This is a genomic window from Streptomyces sp. NPDC007945 (assembly GCF_042958885.1).
In the GTDB taxonomy this organism is placed as follows: Bacteria; Actinomycetota; Actinomycetes; order Streptomycetales; family Streptomycetaceae; genus Streptomyces.
Genome location: NZ_JBIBJV010000009.1, coordinates 86,065 through 112,563, shown reverse-complemented (window position 1 = coordinate 112,563; position 26,499 = coordinate 86,065). Strand labels below are relative to the sequence as shown.

Sequence of the window (26,499 nt, the reverse complement as noted above, 5' to 3'; positions counted from 1 at the left end):
AGGGACGCCGGGCGGGACGGGCGCGCGGTGGTCAAGCCGTCACCACGAAGTCGCACCAGACGCATTTGCCGCCGCCCCGGGACTCCACCCCCCAGTTGTCGGAGAGCTGTTCGACGAGGAGGAGGCCGCGGCCGGAGACGCCCGCCTCGCCGGCCTCCCGGCGGCGGGGGAGGGCGCTGGAGCGGTCCTCGACCTCGACGCGCAGGCGGCGTTCGGCGCCGGGCAGGATCCGCAGGGTGACGATGGCGCCGCCGTCGGTGTGCATGAGCGCGTTGGTGATCAGCTCGTCGGCGACGAGTTCGATCTCGTCGGCGCGGGAGCCGGCTCCCCAGGCCCGGACGGCGGCCCGGATCATGTGGCGGGCGGCGCTGAGCGCCTCGGGGTCGCTCTGGGCGACGTGCTGGCGGAAGCGTCCGCCACCGGGCGCGTACGCGCCGAGGCGGCGCAGCAGCAGGAGGGCGACGTCGTCCTCGCCGCCGCGCTCGGCGACGACGTCGCAGAGCAGGTCGGCGAGGTGCGGGAGGTCGGCGGGGCCGCGCCGGACGAGGGAGGAGAGCCATTCGAGGCCCTCGTCGAGGTCGGCGCCCGGCTTCTCGACGAGCCCGTCGGTGTAGAGCATCAGGGTCTGGCCGGGGTCGAGTTCCAGGGTGGTGACGGGGTAGTCGAGCCGGCCGAACTCCGCGGAGAGGCCGAGGGGGAGCCCGCCCTCGACGGGGACCCGGCGGCAGCTGCCGTCGGCCTCGCGGACCAGCGGGTCGACGTGCCCGGCGCGGACGACCTGGACGACGCCGGTGCCGAGGTCGGCCTCGGCGTAGGTGCAGGTGGCGAAGCGTTCGGTGTCGAGTTCGTGGAGGAAGACGGAGGCGCGGGCCATGACCGTGGCGGGGGTGTGGCCCTCGGCTGCGTAGGCGCGCAGCACGATCCGCAGCTGGCCCATGACGGCGGCGGCGTGGGTGTCGTGGCCCTGCACGTCGCCGATGACGGCGCCGACCCGGCCGCCGGGGAGCGGGATGACGTCGTACCAGTCGCCGCCGATGTCCCGGCCGAGCCGGGCGGAGCGGTAGCGGACGGCTATCTGCGTGCCGGGGACGTCGGGGATCCGGCGGGGCAGCATCGCCTGCTGGAGCCCTTCGGCGAGGTCGTGCTCCTGCTCGTACAGCATGGCCCGCTGGAGGCTCTGGGCGATGCTGCTGCCGAGGGCGACGAGGAGCGTCCGCTCGTCCTCGCTGAAGCCGGTGCGGTCGCTGTAGAGCAGGCCGAGGGCGCCGATGGGGCGGGCCTGGGCGATGAGCGGGAGGTAGGCGGCGGCGGTGATGCCGAGGCCGCTGATGTGCGGCCAGAGGACGGGGAAGGAGACCGCGAAGTCCTCGGCGGTGTCGATGAAGCGGGGCCGCAGGGTGCGGATCACCTCGCTCATCGGGTAGGGCTCGTCCACCCGGGTGAAGCGGGTGCCGGGGACGAACGCGCCCGCGGGTCCTTCGGCGACGAGGTGGATGCGGCCGGCCTCCAGGAGGCCCATGACGAGGCTGGCGGCGCCGAAGTGCTCCAGGGCGTGCGAGTCGTTGAGGATGTCGATGACGTCCTGGACGGTGCGGGCGTGGGCGAGGGCGGCGGTGGTGCCCTCCACGACCCCGGCGCGCCGTCTGCGGCCCTCGTCGAGGCCGAGGCGGGCGGCGGACTCGGTGAGTTCGTGGGTGGCGTCCCGGAGGACGCCGATGATCCGTACGGGGCGGCCTCCGGGGTCGCGGTGGACGATCCCCTGGGTGTGGGTCCACTGGTGGGAGCCGTCGCGGCGGCGGATGCGGAAGTACGCCCCGTACTGGTCGCTGCCGTCCTTGAGGGCCTGGGTGACGAGGGTGTCGAGGCGGCGGCCCTCGTCGGGCAGGACACGGCTGCCGAGGGTCTCGGGGCGGCCGTCGTACTCGCCGGGGTCGAAGTCGAAGACGTCGAGCGCGGCCTCGTCCATCTCCATGGTGCCGGTGAGCAGGTCCCAGTCGAAGCCGCCCATGCGGAAGGCGGCCCCGAAGGTGCTGAGGATGGGCGCCGCGGACACGGCGGCCCGGTCCGCCACCGCCTCCGGGCCCGCGCCCGGCCGGCCCGCCGTGTCCGCTCCCCCGCTGCCCGCGCTCATGGGGGCCACGCTAGGCCCGGCGGGTTCCTCGCGCACCACGAAGATCTTTCATCCGGCGAAGGTGGTGGGTTCGGGCGCGCCGGGGACCTGACCGTCCGGGTCGGCGTAGGGGTCCGCGTACGGGTCGGTGTACGGGTCCTGGTGCGGGTCCGTGTAGGGGTCCGCGTACGGGTCCGTCGGCGGCTCCTCGTACGGGTCGTACGGGTCGGCCGGGGCGTACGGGTCGTGCGGCGCGTCCGGCTCGGGGTGCGACTCCGAGGGCGCGTCCGGGACCGTCGGGTCGGGGTCCGCGGGCGGGTCCGGTACGGCGGGGGTGGCGGGCGCGTTCGGGGTCTCCGGGACGGCGGGGGTGGCGGGGGTCTTCGGAGAGGCGGGGCGCTCGGTGGGGGTCTTCGGGGCCGCGGGCGCGTCGGGGTCGCCGGTCCCGGCGCCGGGGTCGGTGTCCGGGGTGACGGGGTCGCTGAGGACGCAGGTGTCGGGGTCGCAGTCGGGGGCCGTGTCGGGCTTGCGGTCCTGGTCGCCGTCGCTGCCCGCCTTCCGCTCGATCCAGCTGTCGTCGGAGACGTTGACGATGACGAGGCTGGTGACGACGGCGGTGGTCGGTTTGACGATGATCACGCGGTCGGGGTCGAAGCCGGACCAGGGGTCGCCCTGGTGGACGGCCCCGGAGACGGAGACCGGCGAGCGGAGCGGGTTGCCGCAGGCGCAGCGGACGCGCGGGGCCCCGTAGGGGTCGACGAGGACGGCGGTGCCGGCCTGGAGGACGGACTGGAAGGCGGCGGCGCGGCCGTCGCGGAAGCCGTGGTTGGTGACCCGGGTGTCGGCGCGCAGCAGGACGGGGGTGAGCTCGCGGAGCCAGTCGGCGACGCCGGCCTCGGGGATGCCGGCGGCCTCGGCGAAGGCCCGGAGCTTGGCGGGTTCGGCGGCGAGGTAGGCGACCTGCTGTTCGACGTCGCAGCTGGACTCGGCCCGGGTGCCGCCGTAGAGGCCGGGGGTGGAGCCGGTGACCTCGCGGATCCCGGGGGCGCCGGCGGGCCGGGCCCCGGCGCCACCCTTCTCCTGGGGGGCGCGCAGTCCGGCGCCGCGCGCGGTGGAGGAGGTGAAGGGGTCGGGGCCCTGGGCGGCGACCGGCTGGAGGTGTACCTCGTGGGCGGCGCCGAGGGCGGCGCGGCCGGCGGCGCCGCCGGGTCCTTCGGTGGAGCACCCGGCGAGGAGGAGGGCGGCGCCGAGCGTCGCGGCGAGAACGGTGCGGCCCTGGCGGCGGGCGGCTCCTGGGGCGGGGCGGACGGCGGGGTGGCTCCGCGTCCGGCGCTGGGTGGGGCGCACGTTGCTTCTCCCGGTCGTCACGGATGGGGTCCCTCCCGTTCTGTCGCACTCCGTGACGGCGGGCAAGCGGAGCGCGTCCGACCGGGCGGCTCGGGCACCCCCCCCTGCGGACTTGAACACGTTCAAGGAAAGACCTACGCTCGGCGCGAGACGATTGAACGCGTTCAAGTCAGGGGGATGGGCGTCATGGACACACTGTCGGCCTTCGTGGTCCCGGTCGTGACGGTCGGGATGCTCTGGGTCGTGCCGACCGGGCTCGGCCTCGTCGAAGGGCCCCAGCCGCCCGGCTGGGAACCACTGCGCCGGGCCTGGCCGCTGCTGGCCCTGCCCGGCGCGCTCTCGCTCTGGCTCCCCCGCTCCGGCGCGGCGACCGCCCTCGCCGCCTGCTACGCCCTCGCCACCCTGGCGCTGGCGCTCCAGGCGCCGGCCCGGCTCGCCCTCGCCCTCCGCCGCTCCCCGGCCGGCGGGCCCGCCCCCGCGCCGCATCCGCTCCGCCCCGCCGAGGTCGCGGTGCTCACGGCCCTCGTCTCGCCGTCCGTCGCCGGCCTCGCGCTCGTCGCCGAGCGGGCCTCGTACCCGCTCTTCGGCTTCGACCTCGACCTCCTGGCGCTGACCGTGCCGCACTTCCACTTCGCGGGCTTCGCCGCCGCCCTGGTCGCCGGGCTGCTCTGCCGTACGTCCGGCGGCGGGCCCCTCGCGACCACCGCCGCGCTCAGCGTGCCCGCCGGCACCCTGCTCGTCCTGGTCGGGTACTTCGTCGACGACTGGGCCGAGCTGGCGGGTGCGGTCGTCCTCACCGCCGGCATGGCCGCCGTCTCCGTGCTGACCCTGCGGGAGCGGCGCGGCCTCGCCGCCGACCCCGCGACCCGGACCCTGCTCGGCGTCTCGGCCCTCGTCCTGACCGCCACCATGGCGCTCGCCCTGTGGTGGGCGCTGGGCGAGGCGACCGGGCTTCCGCACCCCACCCTGACCTGGATGGCCGCCACCCACGGCCTGGGCAACGCGCTCGGCTTCGCCGTCTGCGCCCTGCTCGCCCACCGCCGGCTGCGCCCCGCCGGCCCCCGCCACCCCGCCCCTCTCCCGCGAACGGAGCTCCCCGCATGAGCCGCATCCTCGGCGACCTCACCCCTCGCCGCGTCCTCAGTTACCCGGAGGTCGGCGCCACCCGCACCCCCGGCGCCCTCCCCGCCGGCTACCACCATCTGCGCCACAGCGCGGCCGTCGGCCACGGTGCCGACGACTTCCTGGTTGCCGCCGAGGCCGTCACCACCTGGCGGATGCACCGCGCCACCGGCGCCCGCGTTCGCGCCACGGCCGGCCGGGCCGCCCCCGGCGTCACCCTGGAGGTCGCCCTCGGGATCGGCCCGCTCGCCTGTGCCGTCCCCTGCGAGGTGATCTGGCTCCCCGAGGAGGAGCGCCGGGCCGGCTTCGCCTACGGCACCCTCACCGGCCATCCGGAGAGCGGCGAGGAGGCCTTCCTCGTGGAGCTCGAACCCGACGGCACGGTCCGCTTCACGGTGACCGCCTTCAGCCGGCCCGCCGCCTGGTACACCCGGCTCGCCGGCCCGCTCGTCCCCCCGCTCCAGCGCGCCTACGCCCGCCGGCTCGGCCGCGCCCTCGGCCGGCTCGTGGCCGCGGGCTGATACTGGAGGCGATGGAGTGGTTCACCGCGCCGGAACTGTGGATGGGCCGGACCGTCTTCCAACGCGGCCTGGCCGTCCTGTACTGCGTGGCCTTCCTGTCGGCCGCCCTCCAGTTCCGGGCGCTCATCGGCGAGCGCGGCATGCTCCCCGTACCGGCGTACCTGCGCCGCACCACCCCGCTCCGCGCCCCCTCGCTCTTCCACTGGCGCTACTCGGACCGGCTCTTCGCCACGGTCGCGTGGTCGGGGGCCGGGCTCGCGGCGGCGATGGCCGCCGGGGCGGGGGACGCGGTGCCGCTCGCCGTCGCGATGGCGCTGTGGCTGGTGCTCTGGGGCCTCTACCTGTCGATCGTGAACGTCGGCCAGACCTGGTACTCCTTCGGCTGGGAGTCGCTGCTCCTGGAGACGGGGTTCCTCGCGGTCTTCCTCGGCAACGACGACGTCGCCCCGCCCCTCCTCGTCCTCCTGCTGCTGCGCTGGCTGCTCTTCCGCGTCGAGTTCGGCGCCGGACTGATCAAGATCCGCGGGGACGCCTGCTGGCGGAACCTCACCTGCCTGTACCACCACCACGAGACGCAGCCGATGCCCGGACCGCTGAGCTGGTTCTTCCACCGGCTCCCCCGCCCCCTGCACCGCGTCGAGGCCGCCGCCAATCACGTCGTGCAACTGGGCGTGCCGTTCCTCCTCTTCGCCCCGCAGCCGGTGGCCTCGGTCGCGGCGGGCCTGATGATCGCCACCCAGCTGTGGCTGGTCCTCTCCGGCAACTTCGCCTGGCTGAACTGGCTGACGATCGTCCTCGCCGCCTCCGCCCTGGACCTCTCCGCGCTCACCGGCGACCGCCCCCGCCCCGACCCGCCGCTCTGGTACGTGGTCCTGGTCCTCGCACTCACCGCCCTGGTCCTGGTCCGCAGCCACCGCCCGGTCCGCAACCTGCTCTCCCGCGACCAGGCCATGAACCGCTCGTACGACCCCTTCCACCTGGTCAACACCTATGGCGCCTTCGGCACGGTGGGCCGCGTCCGCCACGAGATCGTCGTGGAGGGCACCGGTGACGCGGCCCCCGGCCGACCGCGGCCGGACGCGCGCCGGGCGGACGCGTACAAGGAGCGCGACAGGGCCGGCGAACCGGTCCTCAGGCGCGCCGACCGGGAGGTCGCCCCGGACGCGGTGTGGCGGGAGTACGGCTTCAAGGGGAAACCGGGCGATCCGCACCGGTGGCCGCGGCAGTACGCGCCGTGGCACCTGCGGCTCGACTGGCTGCTCTGGTTCGTGGCCCTCTCGCCGTCGTACGGCGCGCCGTGGTTCGACGGGTTCGTGCTGCGGCTGCTGCTGAACGACAGGGACCTGCTGAAGCTGATCCGGCACAACCCGTTCCCGGACGCCCCTCCCGCCTACGTCCGCTGCCGCCTGTACCGGTACCGCTTCACGACCTGGCCGGAGCTGCGGGAGAGCCGCGACTGCTGGCACCGAACGTACGTCCGGGACATGTTCCCGCCGGTACGGCTCCGCCCTCCGGTCGACCCGGCCGGCTCCGACGGGCCCGGCTGAGGGCCCTTGTCGGCCCGGCTGCGGGGCGGAGCCGGACACGACGGTGCCCCCGGCCGGGAGGGCCGGGGGCACCGGAGTCGCACGGGCCGTGTCGGTACGGCCCGGGGGACGACCCCTGTCAGTCGATGCCCGGCAGGATGTGGGGCTCGGCGAGGTCGTCCTCGTAGCCCGCGAGGCGGATGGGGGCCGAGCGCGCCCACACTTCGAGGCTGCCCAGCTCGCCCTTGCGCCGCTGCCGTTCGGAGGGTTCCGAAGGTCGGGGTTCCTGCTTCGTCAGTTCGGGTGTCACCGCGCACTCCTTTGTGTCGCGTCAGGTCGAGGACGGAGGACCGTTCGGTCGCGGTGGCGCCGGTCTGGAGCGGGGCCGCGGCCGAGGTGGGTGGCCAGTCCCCTTGGACGGTCGTGGAGCGGTGTGTCGCTCCGGTGGCCGTCCGTGGGCATCAGAGTAACCAAATGAGCAGGCATGCGCTCTACCGGGCTCGGAAGTGTGACGCATTCGGGTGACAGAGACCGAAAAGAGCGCCCTCCCCGGGGGGAGGGCGCTCTCGAAATCCGCGGTGCGGGGCCGGCCGCTACCACTTGCCGGGGAAGTAGTCCTTCAGGAAGACGCCGTACAGGTCCTCTCCGGCCTCGCCGCGGACCACCGGGTCGTAGACGCGGGCGGCGCCGTCGACCAGGTCGAGCGGGGCGTGGAAGCCCGCCTCTGCCAGCCGCAGCTTCTCGAAGTGCGGGCGCTCGTCGGTGATCCAGCCGGTGTCGACCGAGGTCATGAGGATCCTGTCGGTCTCGAACATCTCCTGGGCGCTGGTCCGCGTCACCATGTTCATGGCGGCCTTCGCCGCGTTGGTGTTCGGATGGCCCGCGCCCTTGTAGCCGCGGGAGAAGACGCCCTCCATGGCGGAGACGTTGACGACGTACGCCCGGCCGCTCGCGGCCTTGGCGGCGGCCTCGGCCATCGACGGGCGCAGCGCGCTGATCAGGATGAACGGCGAGGTGTAGTTGCAGAGCTGGGTCTCCAGGAGCTCCACCGGGGAGATCTGGTCGATGGTCTGCACCCAGGTGTTGGACTCCACCACGTCCGGCAGCAGGCCGCCGGCGTCGATGGCGGTGCCCGCCTGGTACTGCTCCAGGCCGGCGTTGCCCGCGACGAGCGCGAGGTCGGCGACCTTCTGGGCGTCGAGGCCGCTGGTGCCGACGGGGAGCGCCGCGAGGCCGTCGACCGCGCCGGAGTTGAAGGCGCCGATGACGTGGTGGGCGGGCAGCTCGCCGGCGGGCAGCGGCGCGGACTCGCCGTCGACCAGGGCGGCGTACGCGGACGGCAGCCGGCGCACGGTCTGCGTGGCGTTGTTGATCAGGATGTCCAGCGGGCCCGCCGCGGCGACCTGCTCGGCGAGGGCCACGGCCTGGCCCGGGTCGCGCAGGTCGATGCCGACGACCTCCAGGCGGTGGATCCACTCGGCCGAGTCCTCCATCGCCTTGAAGCGGCGGATGGCGTCCTTGGGGAATCGCGTCGTGATCGTGGTGTGCGCGCCGTCGCGGAGCAGCCGCAGCGCGATGTACATGCCGATCTTCGCGCGGCCGCCGGTGAGCAGGGCGCGCTTGCCGGTGAGGTCGGCGCGGACGTCCCGCTTGGCGCGGTTCAGGGCCGCGCAGTCCTGGCAGAGCTGGTGGTAGAAGTAGTCGACCTCGACGTACCGGGTCTTGCAGGTGTAGCAGGACCGGGGGCGCTGGAGTATGCCCGCGATCTTCCCGGCCTCGGTGACCGAGGAGGGCAGGATGCCCTCGGTCTCGTCGTCGATGCGCTGGGCGGAGCCGGTGGCGGTCGCCTCGGTGACGGCCCGGTCGTGGGCGGTCTTGGCGGCGCGGCGCTCCTGGCGGCGGCGCTGCTTGACCATGCGGTAGATCCCGGCGGTGGCGCGGCGGACGGCGATCGCGTCGGGGTGGTCGACGTCGATCTTCTCCAGCTCGTCGAGCACGCTCAGGCAGACGGCCAGGCGCTCGGGGTCGATGCCCGGCCCGTACTCCTGGGATTCTTCAGTCACCGTCATGGCCTTCGTCGTTCCTCGATCGCTCGCGGGCGGGGTGCCGCCGGGGGTTCCGAAGAGGCAACTTTACGGAGCCGGGGCCCGCCGCTCCAAACCCGTTCGCGGGGCGTGGTCGAACACACAGTCGCCGCAGAGGCCTCCGGAGGCGGAGCGGTAGTAGAGGCAGCAGGTGGTACGGCGCAGGGCGGGGCCGCTCAGGGTGCCGGCGAGGTCCGGGTGGTCGAGGAGCCCTTGGACGAGGGCGGCGGCCCGGGTCGCGGCCTCGGGCCGGTCGTGGGCGCGGGACCAGCGGATCAGTTCGCGCAGGGCGCCGGCGAGCGCGGAGCCCGCGTTGCCCCACAGCAGCCCGGGCGAGATCCGCCCGTCGCGGGCGAGGGCTGCGTGCAGCGGGACGAGGTGCGCCTCCTGGACGGCCTCGCGGAGCGCGCCGACGGTGGCGGGGCGGGTGTCGGCGCCGGACCACCACAGGTCGTCCGGGGCGGTCAACGCCGGGTCCCAGCGCAGTTCGGCCGGGTCGAGGGCCGGGAAGCGGCCGCACAGGGCGGCGGGGCCGAGCGCGGTCGACCAGAGGCGGGCGGCGAGTCCGAGGTGGGCGACCGACGCGGCGACCCGCCGCTCGGGCGTCCGGAGCCGGGCGGCGACCTGGTCCACGCGCGCGTGGAGGGGGCCGTCGGCGTGGGCGTCGCCGTCGTAGAGCCGGGCGAGCGGACGGTGGTCGCCGCCGGCGGGCGGCGGGACGGTCCGCAGGGCGAAGAAGCCGCCGAGCAAGGTGCCGCTCGTCTCGGGATCCACCGCTCCTCCTCGGGTCCGCCGCCGGCGGGGCCCGGCGGTGCGGGGCCACCGTATCTCCCTCGGGCCGGGGGCTTCGCGGGCCGAACCGCACCCCGTACCAACCCCTGGCGTCTTGCGGGCCAAAGTGGACCGGTCGGGGCGCGGACTGGCTCGGGATGCGGCCCGCGGCCCGGGCGGCCGTGGGCCGCCGGTACCACCTCACGCGCCCGTTTCACCCCGGTTGGACCCGCTGTGACCTGCGATGGCGTACGCCACGGGGTGTACGGGTCGGCCGCGTACTGCGTCGGCGGTACCGGCGAGGGCGTCCCCTGGTCTGACGACGGAATCGCCCCGGAGAGCGATCGTGGAGGGTATGAGTCCCCTCGCGCTGTCCGTCGTCCTCTCACTGGTCTCCGCGGTGGCCTACGCGGGCGCGGCGATCGTGCAGGAGCGGGTCGCCGCGGCCGCCTCCGGGCCGACCTACGCACCGCTGCGCAATCCGGTCTGGTGGGGCGCCGTCCTGCTGAACGGCCTGGGCGCGGCCCTCCACGTCGCCGCGCTCGCCTACGGGCCGCTCAGCGTGGTGCAGCCGCTGGGCGCCCTCACCATCGTCTTCGCACTGCCGATGGCGGCGCTGTTCGTCCGCCGCCCGGCGGGGCGGCGGGCCTGGCACGGGGCGCTGATGGCGACGGCGGGCCTGGCGGGGCTGCTGAGCGTGACGGCCGGCGGGGAGGGCCGCACCCCCGGCGGCGGGGAACGCTGGCTGCTCGCCGGGGCCACCTTCGCGGCGGTCGCGGCGCTCTTCGTCCTGGCCCGGGTGGCCGGCCGCTCGGCCCTGCGCGGGGTCGCGCTGGCGGCGGCGGCCGGCGTGGCCTTCGGGGTGGCGTCGGTCTTCACCAAGGCGGTCGCCGAGGAGTGGTCGCCCGACGCGCCGCTCGCCGAGTGGGGCTCGGGGCTGGTGCTGTCGGCGCTCGCGGTCACCGGCCTGCTGCTGTCCCAGGCCTCGTACCGGGGCGCCGGACTCGCCGCCCCGCTCGCCACGGTCACCGTCGTCAACCCGGTGGTGGCCGCCACCGTCGGCCTGACGCTGTTCGGCGAGGGCTTCCGGTACGGGGCGGCCGGCGCGGTCGCGGCGCTGGTCTGCGGCGCGGTCGCGGCGGGCGGGCTCGTCGAGCTGACCCTGGACCGGCTGGCCCGTCCCGGCGGGGACGGGCCCTCGGCGTCAGATGGAGACGCCGCGCGCCCTGAGATAGGCGAGGGGGTCGATGTCGGAGCCGTACCCGGGACCCGTCCGCACCTCGAAGTGGAGGTGCGGTCCCGAACTGTTGCCGGTCGATCCTGAGCGCCCGATGCGCTGGCCGCCGGTGACCCGCTGCCCCTCGCGGACGGAGACGGCGGAGAGGTGGGCGTACTGGCTGTAGCGGCCGTCGTCGTGGCGGACGACGATCTGGTAGCCGTACGCGCCCGCCCACCCGGCGGAGACGATCCTCCCGTCGGAGACGGCCTTCACCGTGGTGCCCGTGGGCACCGGGAAGTCGACGCCGGTGTGGTAGCCGCTGGACCAGGACGAGCCGGGCTTGCCGTAGCGGGTTCCGATGTCGGCGGAGACGGGTGCGGAGTAGCGGTCCTCGCGGGGCGCGGCCGGCTGGGGCTTGGGCTTCGGCTTGCTCTGCGGCCTGGGCTGGGGCCTGGTCTGCTGGGTGGGCTTCGGCTGGGGCTTGCTCTGCTGGGTCGGCTTCGGCTGGGGCTTGGTCTGCTGTGTGGGCTTCGGCTTGGTCTCGGGCTTGGGCGGGGCCTGGACCGCGGGCTTGGTCTGCTGCTGGGGCGTCGGCCGGGCCTGCGGCTTCTGCGTCGGCGCGGGACGGGTCTGCGTCTGCGCGGCGGGCCGGGTGACGGGCCGCTCGGCGGCCGGCGGCCTGGAGGCGGGCGCCCCGGCGGCGGGGGGCTTCGGAGGCGCGGGCGGCTTCAGGGTGGGCGGCGCCTGCGGGGAGCTCGGACGGGCGCTCGGGGCGGCGGGGGCCGGGGCGGGCGCGGGCCGGACCGGGGCGGCGATCCGGAGGGTGAGGCGCTGGCCGGGGAGGATCAGGTCGGGGTCGTCCCCGACGGTCTTGCGATTGATCTCGTACAGCCGCTGCCAGCCGCCGCGCACCCGTTCCTCCTGGGCGATCGCGGAGAGCGAGTCGCCGGGCGTGACGGTGTACATCTCGCGGAGGGTGGGGACGGTCGTCGGACCGGGCTTCGCGGCGGCCTGCCGCGGTAAGGCGCGCTGCGCGGGCAGCGAGGCGGTCCGCACGTCGTTGCCGCCGCCAGAGGCGTCCGGGCCTCGGGAGGCGTCCGGGCCTCCGGAGGCGTCCGGGCCTCCGGAGGCGTCCGGGCCTCCGGAGGCGTCCGGCGCCGGTCCGCCGCGCCGGAGCCCGGCCTCGGGCCCGCAGGCGGGCCAGGCGCCGGGGCCCTGTCCCTTGAGGACCCGCTCGGCGACGGCGATCTGCTGGTCCTTGGACGCGAGGTCGGCGCGCGGCGCGAACTCGCGGCCGCCGTGGGCGACCCAGGTGGACTGGCTGAACTGGAGGCCGCCGAAGTAGCCGTTCCCGGTGTTGATCCGCCAGTTGGAGGAGGATTCGCACCGGGCGACCTTCTCCCAGACGTCGAGCGAGGCGGCCTGCGCGGCGCCCGCGCCGACGAGGGGCAGGGCGAGCCCGGCCCCTCCGGCGGTGACGGTGAGCGAGGCGCGGTTGATCCGGCTCGGCTGGTGGCGGCGGTGACGTCCGCGTACGGCCATGGGCCCCCCTAGAACACAGCGACAGCGGTCCAAGTTACGGGGGTCGCACGCTGTGTGACAAGCCGGACGCGGAAGTCCGCCGGGGTCGACTCCCTTGGGTCACCCGGCCGTTGGCGTCCCGCCGCGCCCGGCGGGGCCCGGCTGGGGCTGCGGCTCCGGCGGCGGCACGGGCCCGCCGGGCTGGGGCGGCGCGGGCGGGGCCGGGTCGGGCGGCACGGGAACGGGGTTCGGCGGCGGCACCGGAGCGGGCCCGGGCTGCGGCGGCGGGATCGGCGAGGGCGGCAACGGGTCGGGGTACGGATGGGTCATGACGGGCCTCCCGGTCGACGGCGTCTCCCCCCTGCTACACCCTCCCTTCTTTACCAGGGTGGCACCGCCAAACATCGCCGCACCACCGACCGGGCGTGGCGGCGGGCTCCCCCTGCCGCCACTCGGCCGTGCGCCGCGTCCCCGCGGATCAGGCGGACGCGGGCACCGCGTGCGGCGGACGCACCTGGTCGCTGCCGGGCACGGGCGCCGAGGCGTCGGCGCCCAGCTCCACGATGCGGTTCGCGCCGTCGACGTGCACGACGCGCGGCACGTACGCCCGGGCCTCGGCGTCGTCCATCTGGGCGTAGCTGATGAGGATCACCAGGTCCCCGGGGTGCACCAGATGGGCGGCGGCGCCGTTGATCCCGACGACCCCGGACCCCCGCTCGCCCTCGATGACATAGGTCTCGAGGCGGGCGCCGTTGGTGATGTCCACGATGTGCACGAGCTCACCGGGCAGCAGATCGGCCGCGTCGAGCAGATCGGCGTCGACGGTGACGGAACCGACGTAGTGCAGGTCGGCCTGGGTGACGGTGGCGCGGTGGATCTTGGACTTGAACAGAGTACGCAGCACTTGGGACTCCTCTGAGACGGCTCCCTGCCTGCTTTGTGCAGGTCAAGGGCGGCCTCGACTTTACACCGGCGCCCCGTCCGATGTTTGTGAGGAACATCGCTCCGGTCGGGCTGGACGGCTTCCCACCTGGGCTTTCCCTTCACACCGGCGATTGTTGAGACGATCGTCCCGAAACGCACGGGGACTCATGCTGACCGGATGCTGACTTACCTGATGAGCCATCAGACATGCGGGAGGTCCCTCTGCACACACGGACGACGTGCGCCCACGCACCAACGATCTGTCGGGCACCGACATTGCTCCGGTTCATGGAACACGGCCCCTTTGGCCATCAGCCGGTCGACGCTCGACCGCTCCGGAAGTCGGCTCGCCGCCTGCCGCCCGCCCGAGGCCCCTCGGCAGCGTGGAACTCGCGAGCGACGGCTACCCGCCCGGCGGCCTCGCGAGCCGGAGGTGTGGTAGGAAACCGCCCCGGCCGACGGCGCACGGGGCCTTCGGCGCGGGGAGCGGAAGCGTGTACGGGCTCGGCTGCCGACGTTGCTGCAAGCGAGCAGGACTGAGCGCCTGGGATGCGAACGTCTATTCCATGATCCGCAGGACCTATCCGCACGCGGCCAGTGCGCGACGCGATGGCGCAGAGCAGCAAGATCTCCCCCGGCGTGGCCACCCTGGAAGCGGACGACAGCTGGCACCCGCGCAACCCGACTCTCGAGGAGGACCACGAAACAGGGCTTGTTGCCCGCGCTGAAGGGCGAGAATCGTCGCATGGTTCGCTCGTTCTCCCGCAGCCCTGTCTCCGACCGCGGAGATGCAGGGCGCCCGCGCAGTCAAGCAGCTGAGGCCAAGCACACCGCCGCGATGCAGGCGGCCGGATATGAGCCGCTGGAGCCCTATCCCGGGAGCGGGCAGCCGTGGCGATCCCGGCACCTGGCGTGCGGAAGCATCGTCTCCCCTCGACCGGCGTACCTCAGCGCCGGCCGGGTCGGGTGCACGGAGTGCGCGAAGGAGAGCCGCCGGGCGATTTTCCAGGAGCGTGCCGATGGGGCCGAGCGGGCCGAGACGGACCTGCGGTCGGTCGGTTTGGAGCCGCTGGAGCCCTACCCCGGTAGCGGGAAACCGTGGCGCTGCCGCTGCACCGCGTGTGGGGCCGTCGGCACACCACGGCTGTCCGCGGTCCGGAACCTGATCAAGGAGGGGGTCGCGTCGGGCTGCGCCACGTGCAATCGCAGAGCCCGCGGCCGGCGGCAGCGTGAAGCCAATGCCGAAAAAGCGGAGGCCATGATGCGCGAGGCAGGGTACGAGCCGCTGGAGCCGTATCTGTCTGCCGCCGCACCGTGGAGCTGCCGTCATGCGGTGTGCGGCGAGGTGGTACGGGTGAAGGCGTCGAGTGTCCGCAGCGGCTACGACCCGTGTCCTGTCTGCCGGGCGGAGGGATACAAGCAGCGGGCTACTGCCCGCCGTACCGATGCGGCTGAGGCTGCCGCCCTGATGCGGGCGCACGGCTTCGAGCCGCTGGAGCCGTATCCCGGTGCTTCGGTGGGTTGGCATTGCCGCTGCACGACGTGCGGGAAGGAGTCGAAGCCCCTGTACTCCGGGGTCAAGGGCCGTGGGTACGGGTGCGGGCACTGTGTGGGAAGCGCGCCGCTCGACCCTGCGGAGTGCGCGGCCGAGATGCGGGCGGCCGGGTTCGAGCCGCTGGAGTCCTACCCCGGCAGTGACAAGCGGTGGTTGTGCCGCTGTCCGGCGGGGCACGAAGTGCATCTTCGGCTGACCGGTGTCCGTACCGGCAAGGGATGCCGGATGTGCGCCACCCACGGCATCGACCTGGCCGGGCCGGCGAAGCTCTACGTGATCACCCACCGGGAGTGGGACGCGGTCAAGGTCGGCATCGGCGCCTGCACCGGCTACAACTCCCGCCTCCTGCAGCACGAGCGTCAGGGGTGGGAGCTGTACCGAGCCCGTGACTACATGACCGGCGCTGCCGCCTACGAGGTCGAACAGGCGGTACTGGACCGTCTGCGCGGCGCCAAGCTGTGTCCGTTCCTCACCAAGGAGGTCATGCCGAACGGGTGGAGCGAGACCTGCTCCACCGACCGCGTTACCGCGGACGAGGTGTGGGTCATGGTCGAGGAAGAGACCCGCCGCGCACCCGACGCCTACGCTCCCCGGGCCGACGCCCGGCCCCGGGCAGCCTTCCTCTTCGACGCCGAAGCCGCCGCCGAGGAGATGCGCGCCCGTGGGTACGAGCCGCTCGTGCCCTACCCGGGCCGCACCAACGCGACCTGGCCCTCCCGGTGCACCACGTGCGGGCACGAGGGCCGGCCCACCTTCAACGCCGTACGCAACGGGGGCCAGGGCTGCCGCGTCTGCCGGACCAGGGCGGCGCAGGCCAAACGTGCCGCCGCGACCGCGCCCAAGGCGGTTGAAGTGATGCGCGCGGCCGGGTTCGAACCGCTGGAGCCCTACCGCACCAGTCAGACCCCCTGGCGCTGCCTCTGCACCACATGCGGCCGCGAGAGCACCCCCACCTACTCCAACGTCAACAACGGAGGGAGCCGCTGCCGCTTCTGCTCCTCCAAGACATCGAACGCCGAGCAAGCCGCGGACGAGATGCGAGCGGCTGGTTTCGAACCTCGGGAGCCCTACCCGGGGCGGACCACAGACCGGTGGCACTGCCGCTGTTCCTGCGGGAACGAGGTCATGACGCGTCTGTCCTTCGTCCGGTCCGGAACCACGGGATGCAAGAAGTGCCCCCGGGCCGGCGGCCGAACCAATCCCTTGAAGGCCACTGTCGAGGTTCGCCAAGCCGGGTTCGAGCCCCTTGAGACCTATCCCGGGCAGACCACCGATCGGTGGCACTGCCGCTGTGCGTGCGGGGCCGAAGCCGCGGTGACCTTGACCAACATCAGGCGCGGCCGAACCAGGTGCCGGGCATGCTCCAAAAACCACGGCAGTTGATCAACACGTACCGCCAGCGGTGCGAGCTGCCGCATGGTGAGGTTTGTGTGGTATGGCAAGGGCAGGCAGCCGAGCGCCAGATGGCCGACCATCAACGTCGTGGAAATGCTGTGGCACGGACGCTGTGCCGCACATCCTCGCGAAGGACTTCCAGAATCACGGCCGCCGACGTGGCCCGCTCCGGCGCTATGTCGGCGGCGGCCTCCGCCAAGGTCCGCCGCACCCATACATCACTGTCGTTGGCCAGTCTCATCGCGAGCTCCTGATAGCGTTCCACGTGCTGCATGCACAGGGCAGCACTGGCTTGCCAAACACCGACGTGCGTGCGCGATGCGTCCATTGGTTGTGGTTCGAGTCCTACAACGACCTACCGAGCGTGGGGACGCCTCTCCGCCCTGCCAGGGAGTGCCCTCACCGGCTTACCCTCTCGGAGATCTCCGCCTCTCCTCGGAGTTCCGCCGCTTCACCGAGCGCCAGGCTGGGCGTGCCCGGGCTGTGGTGAAGGCTGCCGAGGGAGCGACCGCGAGGGTGGATTCAGCTGTCTCTCGGCAGGTGGCCTATCCCTTCCCGAGAGGTGAGCACTGGTAGCGCAACCCTCGGCTCACGATCTTGAACCGATCCCGCCCCTGTGCGGAGAAGGGGTTTGGTAGCTCGAAGACCCGGCGGTCCTCCGGGGCGAGCGCGGAGGTGATCAACAGGATGCGGTAGCGGCTGCCGCGTGCATGGCGACGGGCAGCGTCCACCTCGGACGGTCCGAGCTCGAACTCGACTCGGTCGGCGCTCGGTTCGCTCAGCGCCTTCACCTCGAAGAACCGGGTGGTATCGCGCCACTTCACCTCGAAGTCGTACCCCAGCGAGTCGGACGCGTCGCGGTCTCCGTTGACGACAGCGGCGTATCCCGACCTCCAGTGCACGTCCGCGTACCGACGCTGGAGCCATGCGCGAGCCGCCACTTCTCCGACCAGGCCGATGGCCGATCGCTGATCCTCGTTGGTCTGATTCATCTTCGCCACGACGATGCGTTGCTTGGGGGAGCTCGTTCCCGGACGTGGCCGGGGTACGCCTTGGACGGCGTCAAGGCGCACCCTGCCGCTCTGAGCGAGGAAGGATTCGCCAACCGTACGCGCCGCGATGTCCGCAATGGCGGAGAGCTGGTCGCGTCCCACGCTGACTTCGGCGTCCCCGATGGTGATGGTGCGCGGCACGATGCCGCTGGTGCCGCCGGAACCATGAGAGAGGCGCTTCGCCGTCCGCGCCAGGTCGTTCGGAGTCAGGCCCAGTTGGACGAGATCCGCAGTCCGCGGCATGCCGTCGGGCCACCTCACCGCGCGCTCCACTGCATCGATCAGCTGGCTCTCGCTCAACGCCACCAGGTCGCTCAGCCCGGACCTGTCGACGCAGCTCTTGGACTCCAGAAGGACAGCGCCGTGCCAGCCGCTCGGAGGTTCGACGCCCTGCTTGCGGCACCAAGCCTCCACCAGGGGAAGCAGAACCTTCACCAGCGTGTCGATCGCAGCAGCGTTGCGTTCACGCAGCAGGTCAACGGGCGGGAGGGTTCCCGGCCGGTCGAGGTCGTCGTCGGCGCCGTGCTCGCGCAGCCACTTTCCCACCCTGACGCGCATCGCCTCCGGGGGCGGGGTCATGAAGCGGGGCAGCCAGTCCGGGTCGGGCTGTAGGTCGTGCAGAGCGCGGGCCGCCGCATACGGGGTGAAGTCGCCGCCCTCGTCGGCAGCGGCCGCGTAGCGCTCGCGGAGTCGGTCGAGGATCGCGTCGGCGTGAGCACGCACGAAGTCGCCGAAGACCTGCTCGTGAACGTCGGGGTAGGAGTACGGCGAGTACCCGGGGCCGAGCGTGGCGAGTGCCGCGTTGAACTCCATGAAGTCGATTCGCAGCTCGTCACGCAGTTCGGCGGGCGTTGTGGAGGAGCGGGCGAGGGCCACCAGGGCCTCCGACGAGACGGGCAGGTCGGGTGCGTACCGGTCGATGACCGCCTGGAGTTCGGACTCGTTTCCCGCACGGGCCAGGAGGTTCTCCGACTCCTCGTCCCAGTCGGCGGTGGTGACGCAGGCCAGGACGGGACGGATCAGCCGTACGGCGTCCTGTACGTCGCCGGTGAGGTGGCGCCTGATCTCAGTGACCTTCGCCTCGGTCGTGTCCAGGGCCTGGGCGAGGGAACCGTCGTCGATGTGGCTGGGCATGTGGCCACCGAAGAGCCGCTCCAGCTTCACCAGGACGAGTTCGAGCGCGTCTTGCAGCCATGGACGGCTCAGGAGCTGTGCGATGGCCGGCGTCGCCGCCTGGAGTTCGTCCCAGCCTTCTTCGCTCCTCCAGACCACCACGGTGGGGTGGTTGTCGTCGGGCAGTGGCAGCGCCCGGGTCGTCGACGGAGGTTCGGTCGGTGCGCCCGCGATGGCGATCTCCACGTCGTCGGCGTGCACGACACGGATGGTGCGGAGCCGTTCGAGCGCGGCACGGACGCCGCGCTCGCTACGCCGGACGAACGCCCCGGACTTCAGCTCCATGGCGAGGGCGACGACGGTGACCAGCCATTCCCCGCGCTCGACGAGTGCGGTGGCCGCTCCGTCCGGGGTGATCGGGGAGCCGTCCCTGTGCCGGACCTGGACATGGGTGGCGGACGTGCGTTCCACCTGGATCCCGTTCGCCTCGGCCAGTCGGACGATGGTCGCCCCGGACTCGGCCGGGGCGACCAGTACGGGGTGACCCGCCAGCTCAATGAGCGCTTCCTTGAGAGGGTCCTCCTGGTCGCGTACGTAGACGGTGACTCCCCCGGCGGAGGCGGGCACCGTCAGGGCGCCGAGCATGTTGGCGCGGCTGACGGCCAGCCGGATCTCCTCGCCGGGGGCCCAGGGCCAGACTCCCGTCTGCGCGATCTGCGACCAAGCCCGTTCGTAGTGCCGTTTGAAGGAGACGCTGAGGTACTCGGGGACCTCCCCATTGTCCAGCGTGTCCCCGAGCTGCAGCACGACCGCCCCTGCGTGCTGCGGGTCGTCCCATCTGCGCAGACCCAGTTGGAGGAGGCGGTCGGCGACGGTCTTGTCGGCGAGCAGCCGCCGGGTCGTCAAGGGCAGGGCCGGGACGAAGGCGGGGAGTTCGCCGTCGGTGCTGAACCAAGCCTGGCCGGGCGTGACGAAGGAGGGGCCGTCCGCTTCCTCCACGGGGAGCCATGCCAGGCCCCGGAGGAAGGAGGCGAGCGGTGTCGGCCAGACGTGTTCGTCCTTGAAGGGGTACGTGGGCCTGTGCACGGTGAAGGTGAACACCTCGCTGCCCCAGGTGCGGAGCCCGTGGAGGAGCAGTTCGGCGAACTCACGCCGAGCCGTTCTGGGCAGTGCCGCGACGTCGGCCCCTCCCGCGAGGTGGGCCGGTGCTCGCGTGAACTCGTACGGTGTCCACGGGTGGGCGAACCTGGTCCACCGTTTCTGGACGTCCGCGGTCCAGACGGCGGCGAGCGGGTCCCCGAGTCCGAAGCGTACGGCGAGGCCGGCCGGCCGCAGATCGTTGCCGTGGCTGGGTTTCAGCCTGCCGCCGACGAGGGTCGGGCGCATGCCGTCGCATACTCCCAGGGCCGAGAGGAACTCGACGTAGGCGGACCTGTCGCGGACGGGTGTGGGCCAGGCGTCTGGTCCGCTGATCCAGCTGTCACGCTGAGCGGCGATCGCGGCGGGCACCCCGGCCCCACCTTCGCCGAGGAACCGGTCCAGCCTCCGTGCCCCCTCGGTGCCCCAGGCGGGTGAGAAGGAACATTGTGCCGCCCTGCCCCAGCCGTCGGTTGCCAGCGGGACGCGGAAGGGAATGCGGGGCAGGCGGCCTCTCTGGGCCTGGGTGAGCGTCGGGTACTGCCGGAAGGCGAAGACGAGGGCGTCGCGGCCGAGTGCCTCGGTGGGGCGGCCGGCGAGCAGGTCCTCCAGCGCGTCGAAGACCCGGTCGAGCTCGTACGGGCGCACGAGCCGGTGGCGCTGAAGAAAGTCGCGCCCCTGGGGGTCCCAGACGATCGCCGGGTGGGTGAAGGCGATGCGGCGGCGCAGCGCCTTCAGGTCACCGGGGACCTGGGTAATGGAGTCGGCGTCGGCGGCGTCGGGGTGGAAGAAGACGGTTTCGTCGTTCTGCTGCGACTCGGCCGCGCCGCCGAGGGTGTTCCTCAGCCGCAGACTCTGGTCGAGGATGATGCGGCGGCCGCGCAGCGCTTCCTGATCCCTCGCGAACGCATGCGCGACATCACCGTAGAAGGCACCCCACAGGGGTCCTGCCGCTGTCTCGTCCTCGCGGGGCAGCGTCGCGGCCACGCGTTCGACCCATTCGGCCGACAGTTGTGCCGGTGCGCGGAGCGAGGTGGGAAGGACGGCTCTGCACAGCTTGTCGAGTCGCGCGTGGCGGACGGAACCGACGGATGAGGCGAACAGCGGAGCTCCTGCATCGGCGAGGGCGTCGGTGGTCAGTACCCGCCAGGAGCGTTTTCCTTCAGGCCACGCGTAGGAGTCCCGCAGCGAGCCCCAGGTCTCCGTGCCGTGTAGCGGGACGATCGGTTCGGTGCCGAGTTTTCCGTCGAGAGCGGCGTTCAGCCGGTTCGGTACATCCCAGCTGACGAGGTCGACAACGAGATCGGCGGCCACGAGGTGCGGTGATTCCGAGCGGATGCGCCGACTCAGATCCACCGCTAGGTGTGCGACGTGGTCGAGGAGGTGGTCATTGAGGGCCACCGACTCGCTGATATCGAGCCGCGCCAGTTTCGTGAAGAAGGGGGCGTGAACATGCCCAGGGAAGGGAGACCGGGCAGCGGCGGCCATGGGGAGGAACGTGTACATACGGCCGTGCGCGAGCGGGGTGTCCAGCCTCAGGGCCACCGCCACCCATGCCTCGGAGTTCCAGTTCTCCCAGGCTGCATCGATCTCCCGGGCTCGTACGCTGCGTCGGATCGCCTCACTCAGGGAGCCGGCCTCCACAGTGCGGCGCGCCAGCAGATAGCGGCCGGCGTCAGCGAGATCGACTTCCGTCACCCAGTCGTTCTCGCGGTCGCGGACGAGGCCCGATGCATGCTCGGTACGGGACAGGACCCGCGTGAACGCGTCAGGGGATTCGCCGCGTACCTCTATGAGGAGTGCGGCCACCCGATCGAGGAAGAGCAGAAGCGGCGCGTCGCCGTTCGCCATCTCGCTCATCTGCGCCACGGCGAGTCCCCAGGCGTGCTGGTCCCGCAGCGGGAGCCGTACGACGGTGGAGAATCCGTCCTCGGCCAGTTCCTTGAGTACGGGGTCCGTGGCTGCGGCCGGCACGGGCAGCGCGAGGGGGGAGACATCCTCGACCACGCGGGCCGCCAGATCGGGATCCTCCACGAGAGCGTGTACGTCGTCGGGTCGCGCGAACCGGAAGCAGTAGCCGTCGAACACCGGGGAGCCGGCCGAGGTCTTGGAGTAGATCTCCGGCCAGTCGGTCAGCTGCAGCACGCTGCGGAAACCGAGCCCCTTGTTGCCGATGCCCTCACCCGCCGCCTTGCTCGACAAAGCCACCTCGGTGATGGCGCGGAAGTTCTTCTCGTTGAAGGCCGCGCCCTCGTTGGCGACGTAGAGGACACCGCCGCCCTTCTCGGGGACCGCGAGGACGGAGATGCGTCCCGGGCGGTCGCCGCCGAGTGCGTCGTGCCCGTTCTGGACGAGTTCAAGTACGGTGCGGCCCTCGTACTCCTGGGCGGTGTCCTCGCTGACGGACTTCAGGCTCTCCGCGAATCGCCATTCCTCACCGGCGTGCTGGTAGATCTCGATCCGCCGTCGAGTCAGGGCGATCACGGTGTCCCGGAATGCGCTGCCGACAGTGTCGTACGTCGATGTGATGACCGTTCCCCTCGTTCTACGCACACTCGTCGCGCGGCGCCTGCCGGGCGGTGAGCCCTATGGCGCCATCAAACCGGATCAGCGATCACATCATCCGAGGATTCCGCATTCTGGCCCGCGGGTCAGGAGCGCGCGGGGCGTAGCGCAGCAGCCGACTACCGAGCAGGACCCGAAAGGGGCCCGTCCGTCCGGGTTCCTGCCTTGGATGCGTGAGCGGACGTTCCGGCACATCCCAGTGCTGCTTGGATTGCGCGACACTGTTCAGCCCCTCTGGCCAAGCCGTCCCAGCCAGCACGACATCGTCCTTCACCACCCCAGCCAGGACTGCCCGTCCTCTACCAACCCGTTCCCGGTCTCACCGAGGTACTGGGAGGCACCGGTCTCACCACCGACTTCGCCGAGCCGCACGCCGGCGCCCGCGAACTCGACCGCCTCCGCACCAGCCCCGGCCCCCTGCCGGCGCTCCGCGCGGCCGGCACCACCAAACCGATCGAGGGCCTGTCACCGCTGTCACAGCCGATATCCTCCGGAGGCCGCCGTCAGGTCAAGCGTTCGCTGCGCATTCTCAATCAGACGGTCATACGTGGTTACGCTCACCCGGGTGAGGTGGGAGTTGTACATGCGCAGGGTCTCGTCGACCTGCGCTGAAGTGGCGCCATTGGTAACGAACGCGCTGTGCCCGATTACCACGGTCATCGAGGCGCGGCGGGCGTCGATGCCCAGGTCGACCAGGAGCTGGGCACGCTTCTCGTCGAGTTCCCGAAGGTAGTTCATGGCCTGACCCACGGCCTTGTTGATCTCGTGTCCCACGATCAAATGGTTGCGCTGTCCGGTCACAAGTCGGTCGATGTTGGCCTTCTTGAGCTCGACACCGTGCAGAGTACCGTCAGGACGGAGCAGAGTCAGGTCAAGCTGATCCCTCAGGGTGAGGTTGCGACGGGCGGTCCCCGGTAGGAACTCGCCGCCGAAGATCCAAGTCATGCGCTGAACAAGCTTCTGTAGGTCACCCTCGCTGGTAGCGGGGTCATCGGCCGCTCCACGGAGCTCGACCAGGTCCGCCTGCCGCCTAGCGCGTTGAGCTAATACTGCGAGCATCTGCGCCTCGCTGAGCTCGCTCAACGAAGCTGCGATGGTGGGATCACTCGCTACTACAGCCAGCAGCTCGCGAAGCGCGGCAACAACCGGCTGATCACTCGTTGGGTGCAGGCCGAGACTCATCCGAGGAGCTTGTCGAAACGGGTCTGTGTCATCCAGGAGGGCGCTTGCGCCGTTGAGGAGGTAAAGCCGGAAGATCGGCGTCCGAACGTCCCAACTGATCACGCGGTCAAGAATTCGAGTTTCCCGCTTGCCAGTTACTACCCAGTGCTCTATCGGCTGCTCGATATCGATGCCGACCTCGCCGACGTACAGACATTCAACTCCTCGCACCAAGAAGAGGCGTACCGGCACGCCACGCTGCAGATGCGCGAGCACCGCCCGATTCTCCAGCGAGATTCCGTCGGCCCACTGCCCCTGCCCGGCTGCCAGCAGTACGGACCCATTCCATCGAGGAGCCAGCTCACCCGAACGACTACAGTCGACGAAGAGGAGTGCGTTCGGCGTCTTCGCGCTGGAGCCAACAATGCACCTCGGGTTGCCACCGTAGACCTCATGCAGCTCTGCGCGTCGTACGACAGAACCAGGAGAGATATTCCACGCGGCCGGCCAACTGGTGGGGGGCTCTGCGTCCTCGGCAAGTCGAAGTACCTCACGCCACTGCCTCTCAGGAAGCTCGAGAGGCACAAGTTTCTGGTCGCCTCCGGCCGCTCGCGCCCGCTGCACCACTCGTGCGAGGCCTGCTGCGCGCAGCTTGTCAGCCGAGATCGGCGTGGCCAACATGAGCTTGTCAAGATGCAGTACGGCTCGCACAAGAGATGGAACCGAACCGTCTTCGTCTCGCCTCAATCTGACTAGGCTCAGCAAGTCGTTGGGGGGAACCGTGCTGGTGCTGGCGATCTCACCCACCGCAACCACTCCGCCGCCGCGGCCACCGCGCCACACCAAGACGGGATCGCCCCCCTCAACGTCGCGACCGGTGACCGTGGACAAGGAGGAGTCCCACGCCTCCGGGTTGCGTGCTGCCCCGGAGAGAGCCGACTTGTCCCCAGTGACCATCAGCCAGTACTTCACGAGCCCTCCTGCATTTCGCTTCTGTCTCCATGCTGCCGGTAGGTACTGACAGGCCGCCTGAGGCGCAGTGCCCGATGGGTCCACGAGATGTCCCGTCCGGCTTCCGCGCCCGCCTTGTCGACCTTCTCCGCCAAGCCACGCAGGGGCTTCACCGACTGCCCCAACACAACGGCAAGAACCGACGAGGCAGGGACCCGGACTTCTGGGGTCCGGACCCCTGCCGCACAGATTCACCCCGCGGCGCCCCGCGCCAGATCTCGGGCCTTGCCAGCCCACTCCCCCATGCGCGTGATGGCGGAGGTCAGCTCCTGCACCGCGCTGGAGATGTCCTTCACCGGTTTGCGGAGGTGTCGGCTCCAACGGACCAGGTCACTCGCGGAGGTGCTGAGGAATCCAAGATGTGAAAGTCCCCTCCGGGCGACCTCATCCAAGTCGATGAGATGTTTCAGGAACTCGTCCGTTCCTTCGCCGCGGTCATCGGGCGGTGTCACCTCGATCAGGCTCAGCGCGGCCCTCACCCCACTGTCCAGCGTCGTCATCCGCTCCGCGAAGGCCATGGCGACGGTTCTCATCTCCCCTGCAGGTACGCTCAGCGACTCCGCGTAACGGGCCGCCGCCGCCAGACGGGCGCTCGCGGGGGCGCTCGCCTGGGTAAGGTTGAGCATCTCGCTGGTGCTCTGCTGGGTCAGCGTACGGATCGTCTCCAGGATCTTCGTGATGGTCACCATGTGGGCGGTCATCTCGTCCATCCCGCCTTCGATCGCGGCGAAGTCGTCCAGCAGACCAGGGGGATCCTCGTCGGCCGCGGCCTCCGCGTCCGTGCCCCCAGTGGAGGACGGCGGCTCTCCGACCGGTTGAAGCGCTCTTACGACCCGCGCCGGGGTGAGAATTTCGAACCCGTCCCTGAGTCCGGCTTCCAAGGCGGTCTCGATCTCCCGGCGCGCGCCGGCCAGGTGACTGCGTGCCCGTTGATACCGGATCGTTCTGATCGACGCGATGTCGAAGGGCAGCTGTCCGGCCTCTCCGATGTGGATGGTCGGCTTGCCGGTGATGTGACGCAGCCCCAACTCGTACATCACGTTGGGGTTGCCACCGCTGACGTCCGCGATGACCAAGTCGGACTCGATGACGTGCCGGCAGATCTGCTCGTTGATGTCACCGGCGTGCGCGATGCCGTCCGCACGCACGGCGTCGATCTCGTACTTCGCGCAGGCCGGCGCGATCACCTGCTCGAAGATCCCCAGGTGGTGCTCGTAGGACTCGCGCTCGGGGGTGCCGTGAGCTGCATACGCATCGCCGATGGGGCCGATGACGAAGCACGTCCGGGGCCGTTCGGGATCCTGCCGGAAGGTCGGCGGCGCGTTCATGAGGGATCCTCCGTTCCACGGATGTCAGTGGCGTCAAGCCTGGCCGCGTACGAGGCGCCGGCTTCCAGGTCGACGGCGTACACGGGACGCTCCTCGATGCCGAGCGAGCGCAACAGATACGCGGTCGGGATGCGGTAGCGCCGCCCGACGCGCAGCACCGGACAGGGGAAGACACCGCGCCGGATCAGTTTGTACGCCGTACCGGGGCAGACCCCGAACGCGCGGGCAGCGGTCCGCAGGTCGACGCTCAGGGGCAGGTCGAACGCCTCGGCGAAGCTCAGCGGCGGGCCGGACCGGGGGCTCACCGCCGGGCTCCCGCGGGGCGCAGCACGAGCGTGCCGACAAGGGCCGCGTCCTTATGACGCCGGGCCCGGAACACCACGTCGGGCAAGCCCGCGCAGTGCGAGAGCGCCCCGAGCCGCTCCCCTTCCTGCCGTGTGCGGGATTCGGCGAAGCGGAGCGTCGCGCACAGGCCGTCGGGACGGGGCGGGGGTGCGAGGTGCAGTTCCCACTCCTCGGTCGACCGCTGCCGCTCCTCCCCCGGAGCCATGGCGATGCGGGCGTCCGCGAAGCGCGCGACGTCCACGACGGGCACCTCCCTCCTGACGCGGTCGGCATAAGCCCACATCCGGTTCACCGCCTCCTTGATAAGACGTCCGCCCGTGTCCGGATCATCCGGATCCGCGGTGTCGAGGGCGATGAGGAGGGCCAGTACGGCCTCCGACTCCAAGTCGGTGCGCTCGACCCTCAAGCGGCGCAGGATCCGGTGCAGGTTGCGGTGCAAGCCGGGCATCGCCAGCCAGACCACTAGCAGTCTCCCCTCCGCGTCGCCGCCCGGAGGCTCCTGCTGGGCCTCCATCACGGCCTGTCGCCAGATCGCCGTCCGCAGGCCCTCGTCGCGCCGCTGCCCGTACAGAGCGTTCCTGCAGTCCTCCGGGGACAGCCGTACGGGGCGGTGGCCGTCACTCGCCACGAGGAGGCGCCGCGCACCTCCGGGAGCCCTGAAAAGCGTCGCTGCGATCAGGGCGAACACACCG

General features: G+C 71.8%; 17 protein-coding genes. 5 read left to right on the top strand and 12 right to left on the bottom strand.

What is annotated here, in order from left to right; all coding sequences use genetic code 11:
- Nucleotides 1-31 precede the first annotated feature (31 nt).
- Nucleotides 32-2,131: a SpoIIE family protein phosphatase gene (locus ACFZCF_RS26320; RefSeq protein ID WP_391289221.1), complete on the bottom strand. Its 2,100-nt coding sequence runs from the start codon at nt 2,129-2,131 to the stop codon at nt 32-34.
- 48 nt (nt 2,132-2,179) lie between these two features.
- Nucleotides 2,180-3,478, bottom strand: coding sequence for a DUF6777 domain-containing protein (locus ACFZCF_RS26315; RefSeq protein ID WP_391289219.1), 1,299 nt, complete (start codon nt 3,476-3,478; stop codon nt 2,180-2,182).
- A gap of 174 nt (nt 3,479-3,652) precedes the next feature.
- Between ACFZCF_RS26315 and ACFZCF_RS26310 the strand changes: the two genes are divergently transcribed.
- Genes ACFZCF_RS26310 through ACFZCF_RS26300 form a run of 3 tightly spaced genes read left to right on the top strand, consistent with a single transcriptional unit; the run spans nt 3,653 to nt 6,647 of the window.
- Complete coding sequence (locus ACFZCF_RS26310; protein WP_391289377.1) at nt 3,653-4,561, top strand: YndJ family transporter; 909 nt, start codon at nt 3,653-3,655, stop codon at nt 4,559-4,561.
- Nucleotides 4,558-5,100: a DUF1990 family protein gene (locus ACFZCF_RS26305; RefSeq protein WP_391289217.1), complete on the top strand. Its 543-nt coding sequence runs from the start codon at nt 4,558-4,560 to the stop codon at nt 5,098-5,100. Before ACFZCF_RS26310 ends, ACFZCF_RS26305 begins: the two co-directional genes overlap by 4 nt.
- Before the next feature lie 11 nt (nt 5,101-5,111).
- Complete coding sequence (locus ACFZCF_RS26300; protein ID WP_391289215.1) at nt 5,112-6,647, top strand: lipase maturation factor family protein; 1,536 nt, start codon at nt 5,112-5,114, stop codon at nt 6,645-6,647.
- 118 nt (nt 6,648-6,765) lie between these two features.
- Here ACFZCF_RS26300 and ACFZCF_RS26295 read toward each other — a convergent pair whose 3' ends face one another.
- The 3 genes from ACFZCF_RS26295 to ACFZCF_RS26285 form a co-directional block, all read right to left on the bottom strand.
- Complete coding sequence (locus ACFZCF_RS26295; protein ID WP_388448460.1) at nt 6,766-6,936, bottom strand: hypothetical protein; 171 nt, start codon at nt 6,934-6,936, stop codon at nt 6,766-6,768.
- Between the two features lie 283 nt (nt 6,937-7,219).
- Complete coding sequence (locus ACFZCF_RS26290; RefSeq protein ID WP_391289212.1) at nt 7,220-8,695, bottom strand: SDR family NAD(P)-dependent oxidoreductase; 1,476 nt, start codon at nt 8,693-8,695, stop codon at nt 7,220-7,222.
- A gap of 63 nt (nt 8,696-8,758) precedes the next feature.
- The gene (locus tag ACFZCF_RS26285; RefSeq protein ID WP_388448458.1) at nt 8,759-9,484 is read right to left on the bottom strand and encodes a (2Fe-2S)-binding protein; all 726 of its coding nucleotides are present in this window, start codon (nt 9,482-9,484) and stop codon (nt 8,759-8,761) included.
- Nucleotides 9,485-9,836: 352 nt separating this feature from the next.
- Between ACFZCF_RS26285 and ACFZCF_RS26280 the strand changes: the two genes are divergently transcribed.
- Nucleotides 9,837-10,805: a DMT family transporter gene (locus tag ACFZCF_RS26280; protein ID WP_391289210.1), complete on the top strand. Its 969-nt coding sequence runs from the start codon at nt 9,837-9,839 to the stop codon at nt 10,803-10,805.
- Here the strand turns inward: ACFZCF_RS26280 and ACFZCF_RS26275 are convergent.
- Nucleotides 10,686-12,242, bottom strand: coding sequence for a transglycosylase family protein (locus ACFZCF_RS26275; RefSeq protein WP_391289208.1), 1,557 nt, complete (start codon nt 12,240-12,242; stop codon nt 10,686-10,688). The two genes, ACFZCF_RS26280 and ACFZCF_RS26275, sit on opposite strands and share 120 nt — an antisense overlap.
- A 457-nt stretch (nt 12,243-12,699) precedes the next feature.
- Nucleotides 12,700-13,125, bottom strand: coding sequence for an aspartate 1-decarboxylase (panD, locus tag ACFZCF_RS26270; protein WP_391289206.1), 426 nt, complete (start codon nt 13,123-13,125; stop codon nt 12,700-12,702).
- Between the two features lie 1,278 nt (nt 13,126-14,403).
- Here panD and ACFZCF_RS26265 point away from each other — a divergent pair.
- Nucleotides 14,404-16,083, top strand: a complete 1,680-nt coding sequence (locus ACFZCF_RS26265) for a hypothetical protein (protein WP_391289204.1) — start codon at nt 14,404-14,406, stop codon at nt 16,081-16,083.
- A 557-nt stretch (nt 16,084-16,640) separates the two neighbouring features.
- On the opposite strand, the gene ACFZCF_RS26260 is transcribed toward ACFZCF_RS26265, so the two are convergent.
- From ACFZCF_RS26260 to ACFZCF_RS26240, 5 genes are all read right to left on the bottom strand, one after another.
- The gene (locus ACFZCF_RS26260; RefSeq protein WP_391289203.1) at nt 16,641-21,881 is read right to left on the bottom strand and encodes a sacsin N-terminal ATP-binding-like domain-containing protein; all 5,241 of its coding nucleotides are present in this window, start codon (nt 21,879-21,881) and stop codon (nt 16,641-16,643) included.
- Between the two features lie 555 nt (nt 21,882-22,436).
- The gene (locus tag ACFZCF_RS26255) at nt 22,437-23,399 is read right to left on the bottom strand and encodes a Shedu anti-phage system protein SduA domain-containing protein (protein WP_391289202.1); all 963 of its coding nucleotides are present in this window, start codon (nt 23,397-23,399) and stop codon (nt 22,437-22,439) included.
- A gap of 926 nt (nt 23,400-24,325) precedes the next feature.
- Nucleotides 24,326-25,462, bottom strand: coding sequence for a hypothetical protein (locus ACFZCF_RS26250; protein WP_391289201.1), 1,137 nt, complete (start codon nt 25,460-25,462; stop codon nt 24,326-24,328).
- Nucleotides 25,459-25,767: a helix-turn-helix domain-containing protein gene (locus ACFZCF_RS26245; RefSeq protein WP_391289199.1), complete on the bottom strand. Its 309-nt coding sequence runs from the start codon at nt 25,765-25,767 to the stop codon at nt 25,459-25,461. Before ACFZCF_RS26245 ends, ACFZCF_RS26250 begins: the two co-directional genes overlap by 4 nt.
- On the bottom strand, nt 25,764-26,435 hold the full coding sequence (locus ACFZCF_RS26240) for a hypothetical protein (protein ID WP_391289197.1): 672 nt from the start codon (nt 26,433-26,435) through the stop codon (nt 25,764-25,766). The genes ACFZCF_RS26245 and ACFZCF_RS26240 overlap by 4 nt, the downstream gene beginning before the upstream one ends.
- Nucleotides 26,436-26,499 lie beyond the last annotated feature (64 nt).

Coding starts and splice junctions, on each gene's coding strand:
- ACFZCF_RS26300 (WP_391289215.1), top strand. CDS start 5,112: ATGGAGTGGTTCACCGCGCCGGAACTGTGGATGGGCCGGACCGTCTTC.
- ACFZCF_RS26320 (WP_391289221.1), bottom strand. CDS start 2,131: ATGAGCGCGGGCAGCGGGGGAGCGGACACGGCGGGCCGGCCGGGCGCG.
- ACFZCF_RS26265 (WP_391289204.1), top strand. CDS start 14,404: ATGATGCGCGAGGCAGGGTACGAGCCGCTGGAGCCGTATCTGTCTGCC.
- ACFZCF_RS26290 (WP_391289212.1), bottom strand. CDS start 8,695: ATGACGGTGACTGAAGAATCCCAGGAGTACGGGCCGGGCATCGACCCC.
- ACFZCF_RS26305 (WP_391289217.1), top strand. CDS start 4,558: ATGAGCCGCATCCTCGGCGACCTCACCCCTCGCCGCGTCCTCAGTTAC.
- ACFZCF_RS26275 (WP_391289208.1), bottom strand. CDS start 12,242: ATGGCCGTACGCGGACGTCACCGCCGCCACCAGCCGAGCCGGATCAAC.
- ACFZCF_RS26250 (WP_391289201.1), bottom strand. CDS start 25,462: ATGAACGCGCCGCCGACCTTCCGGCAGGATCCCGAACGGCCCCGGACG.
- ACFZCF_RS26280 (WP_391289210.1), top strand. CDS start 9,837: ATGAGTCCCCTCGCGCTGTCCGTCGTCCTCTCACTGGTCTCCGCGGTG.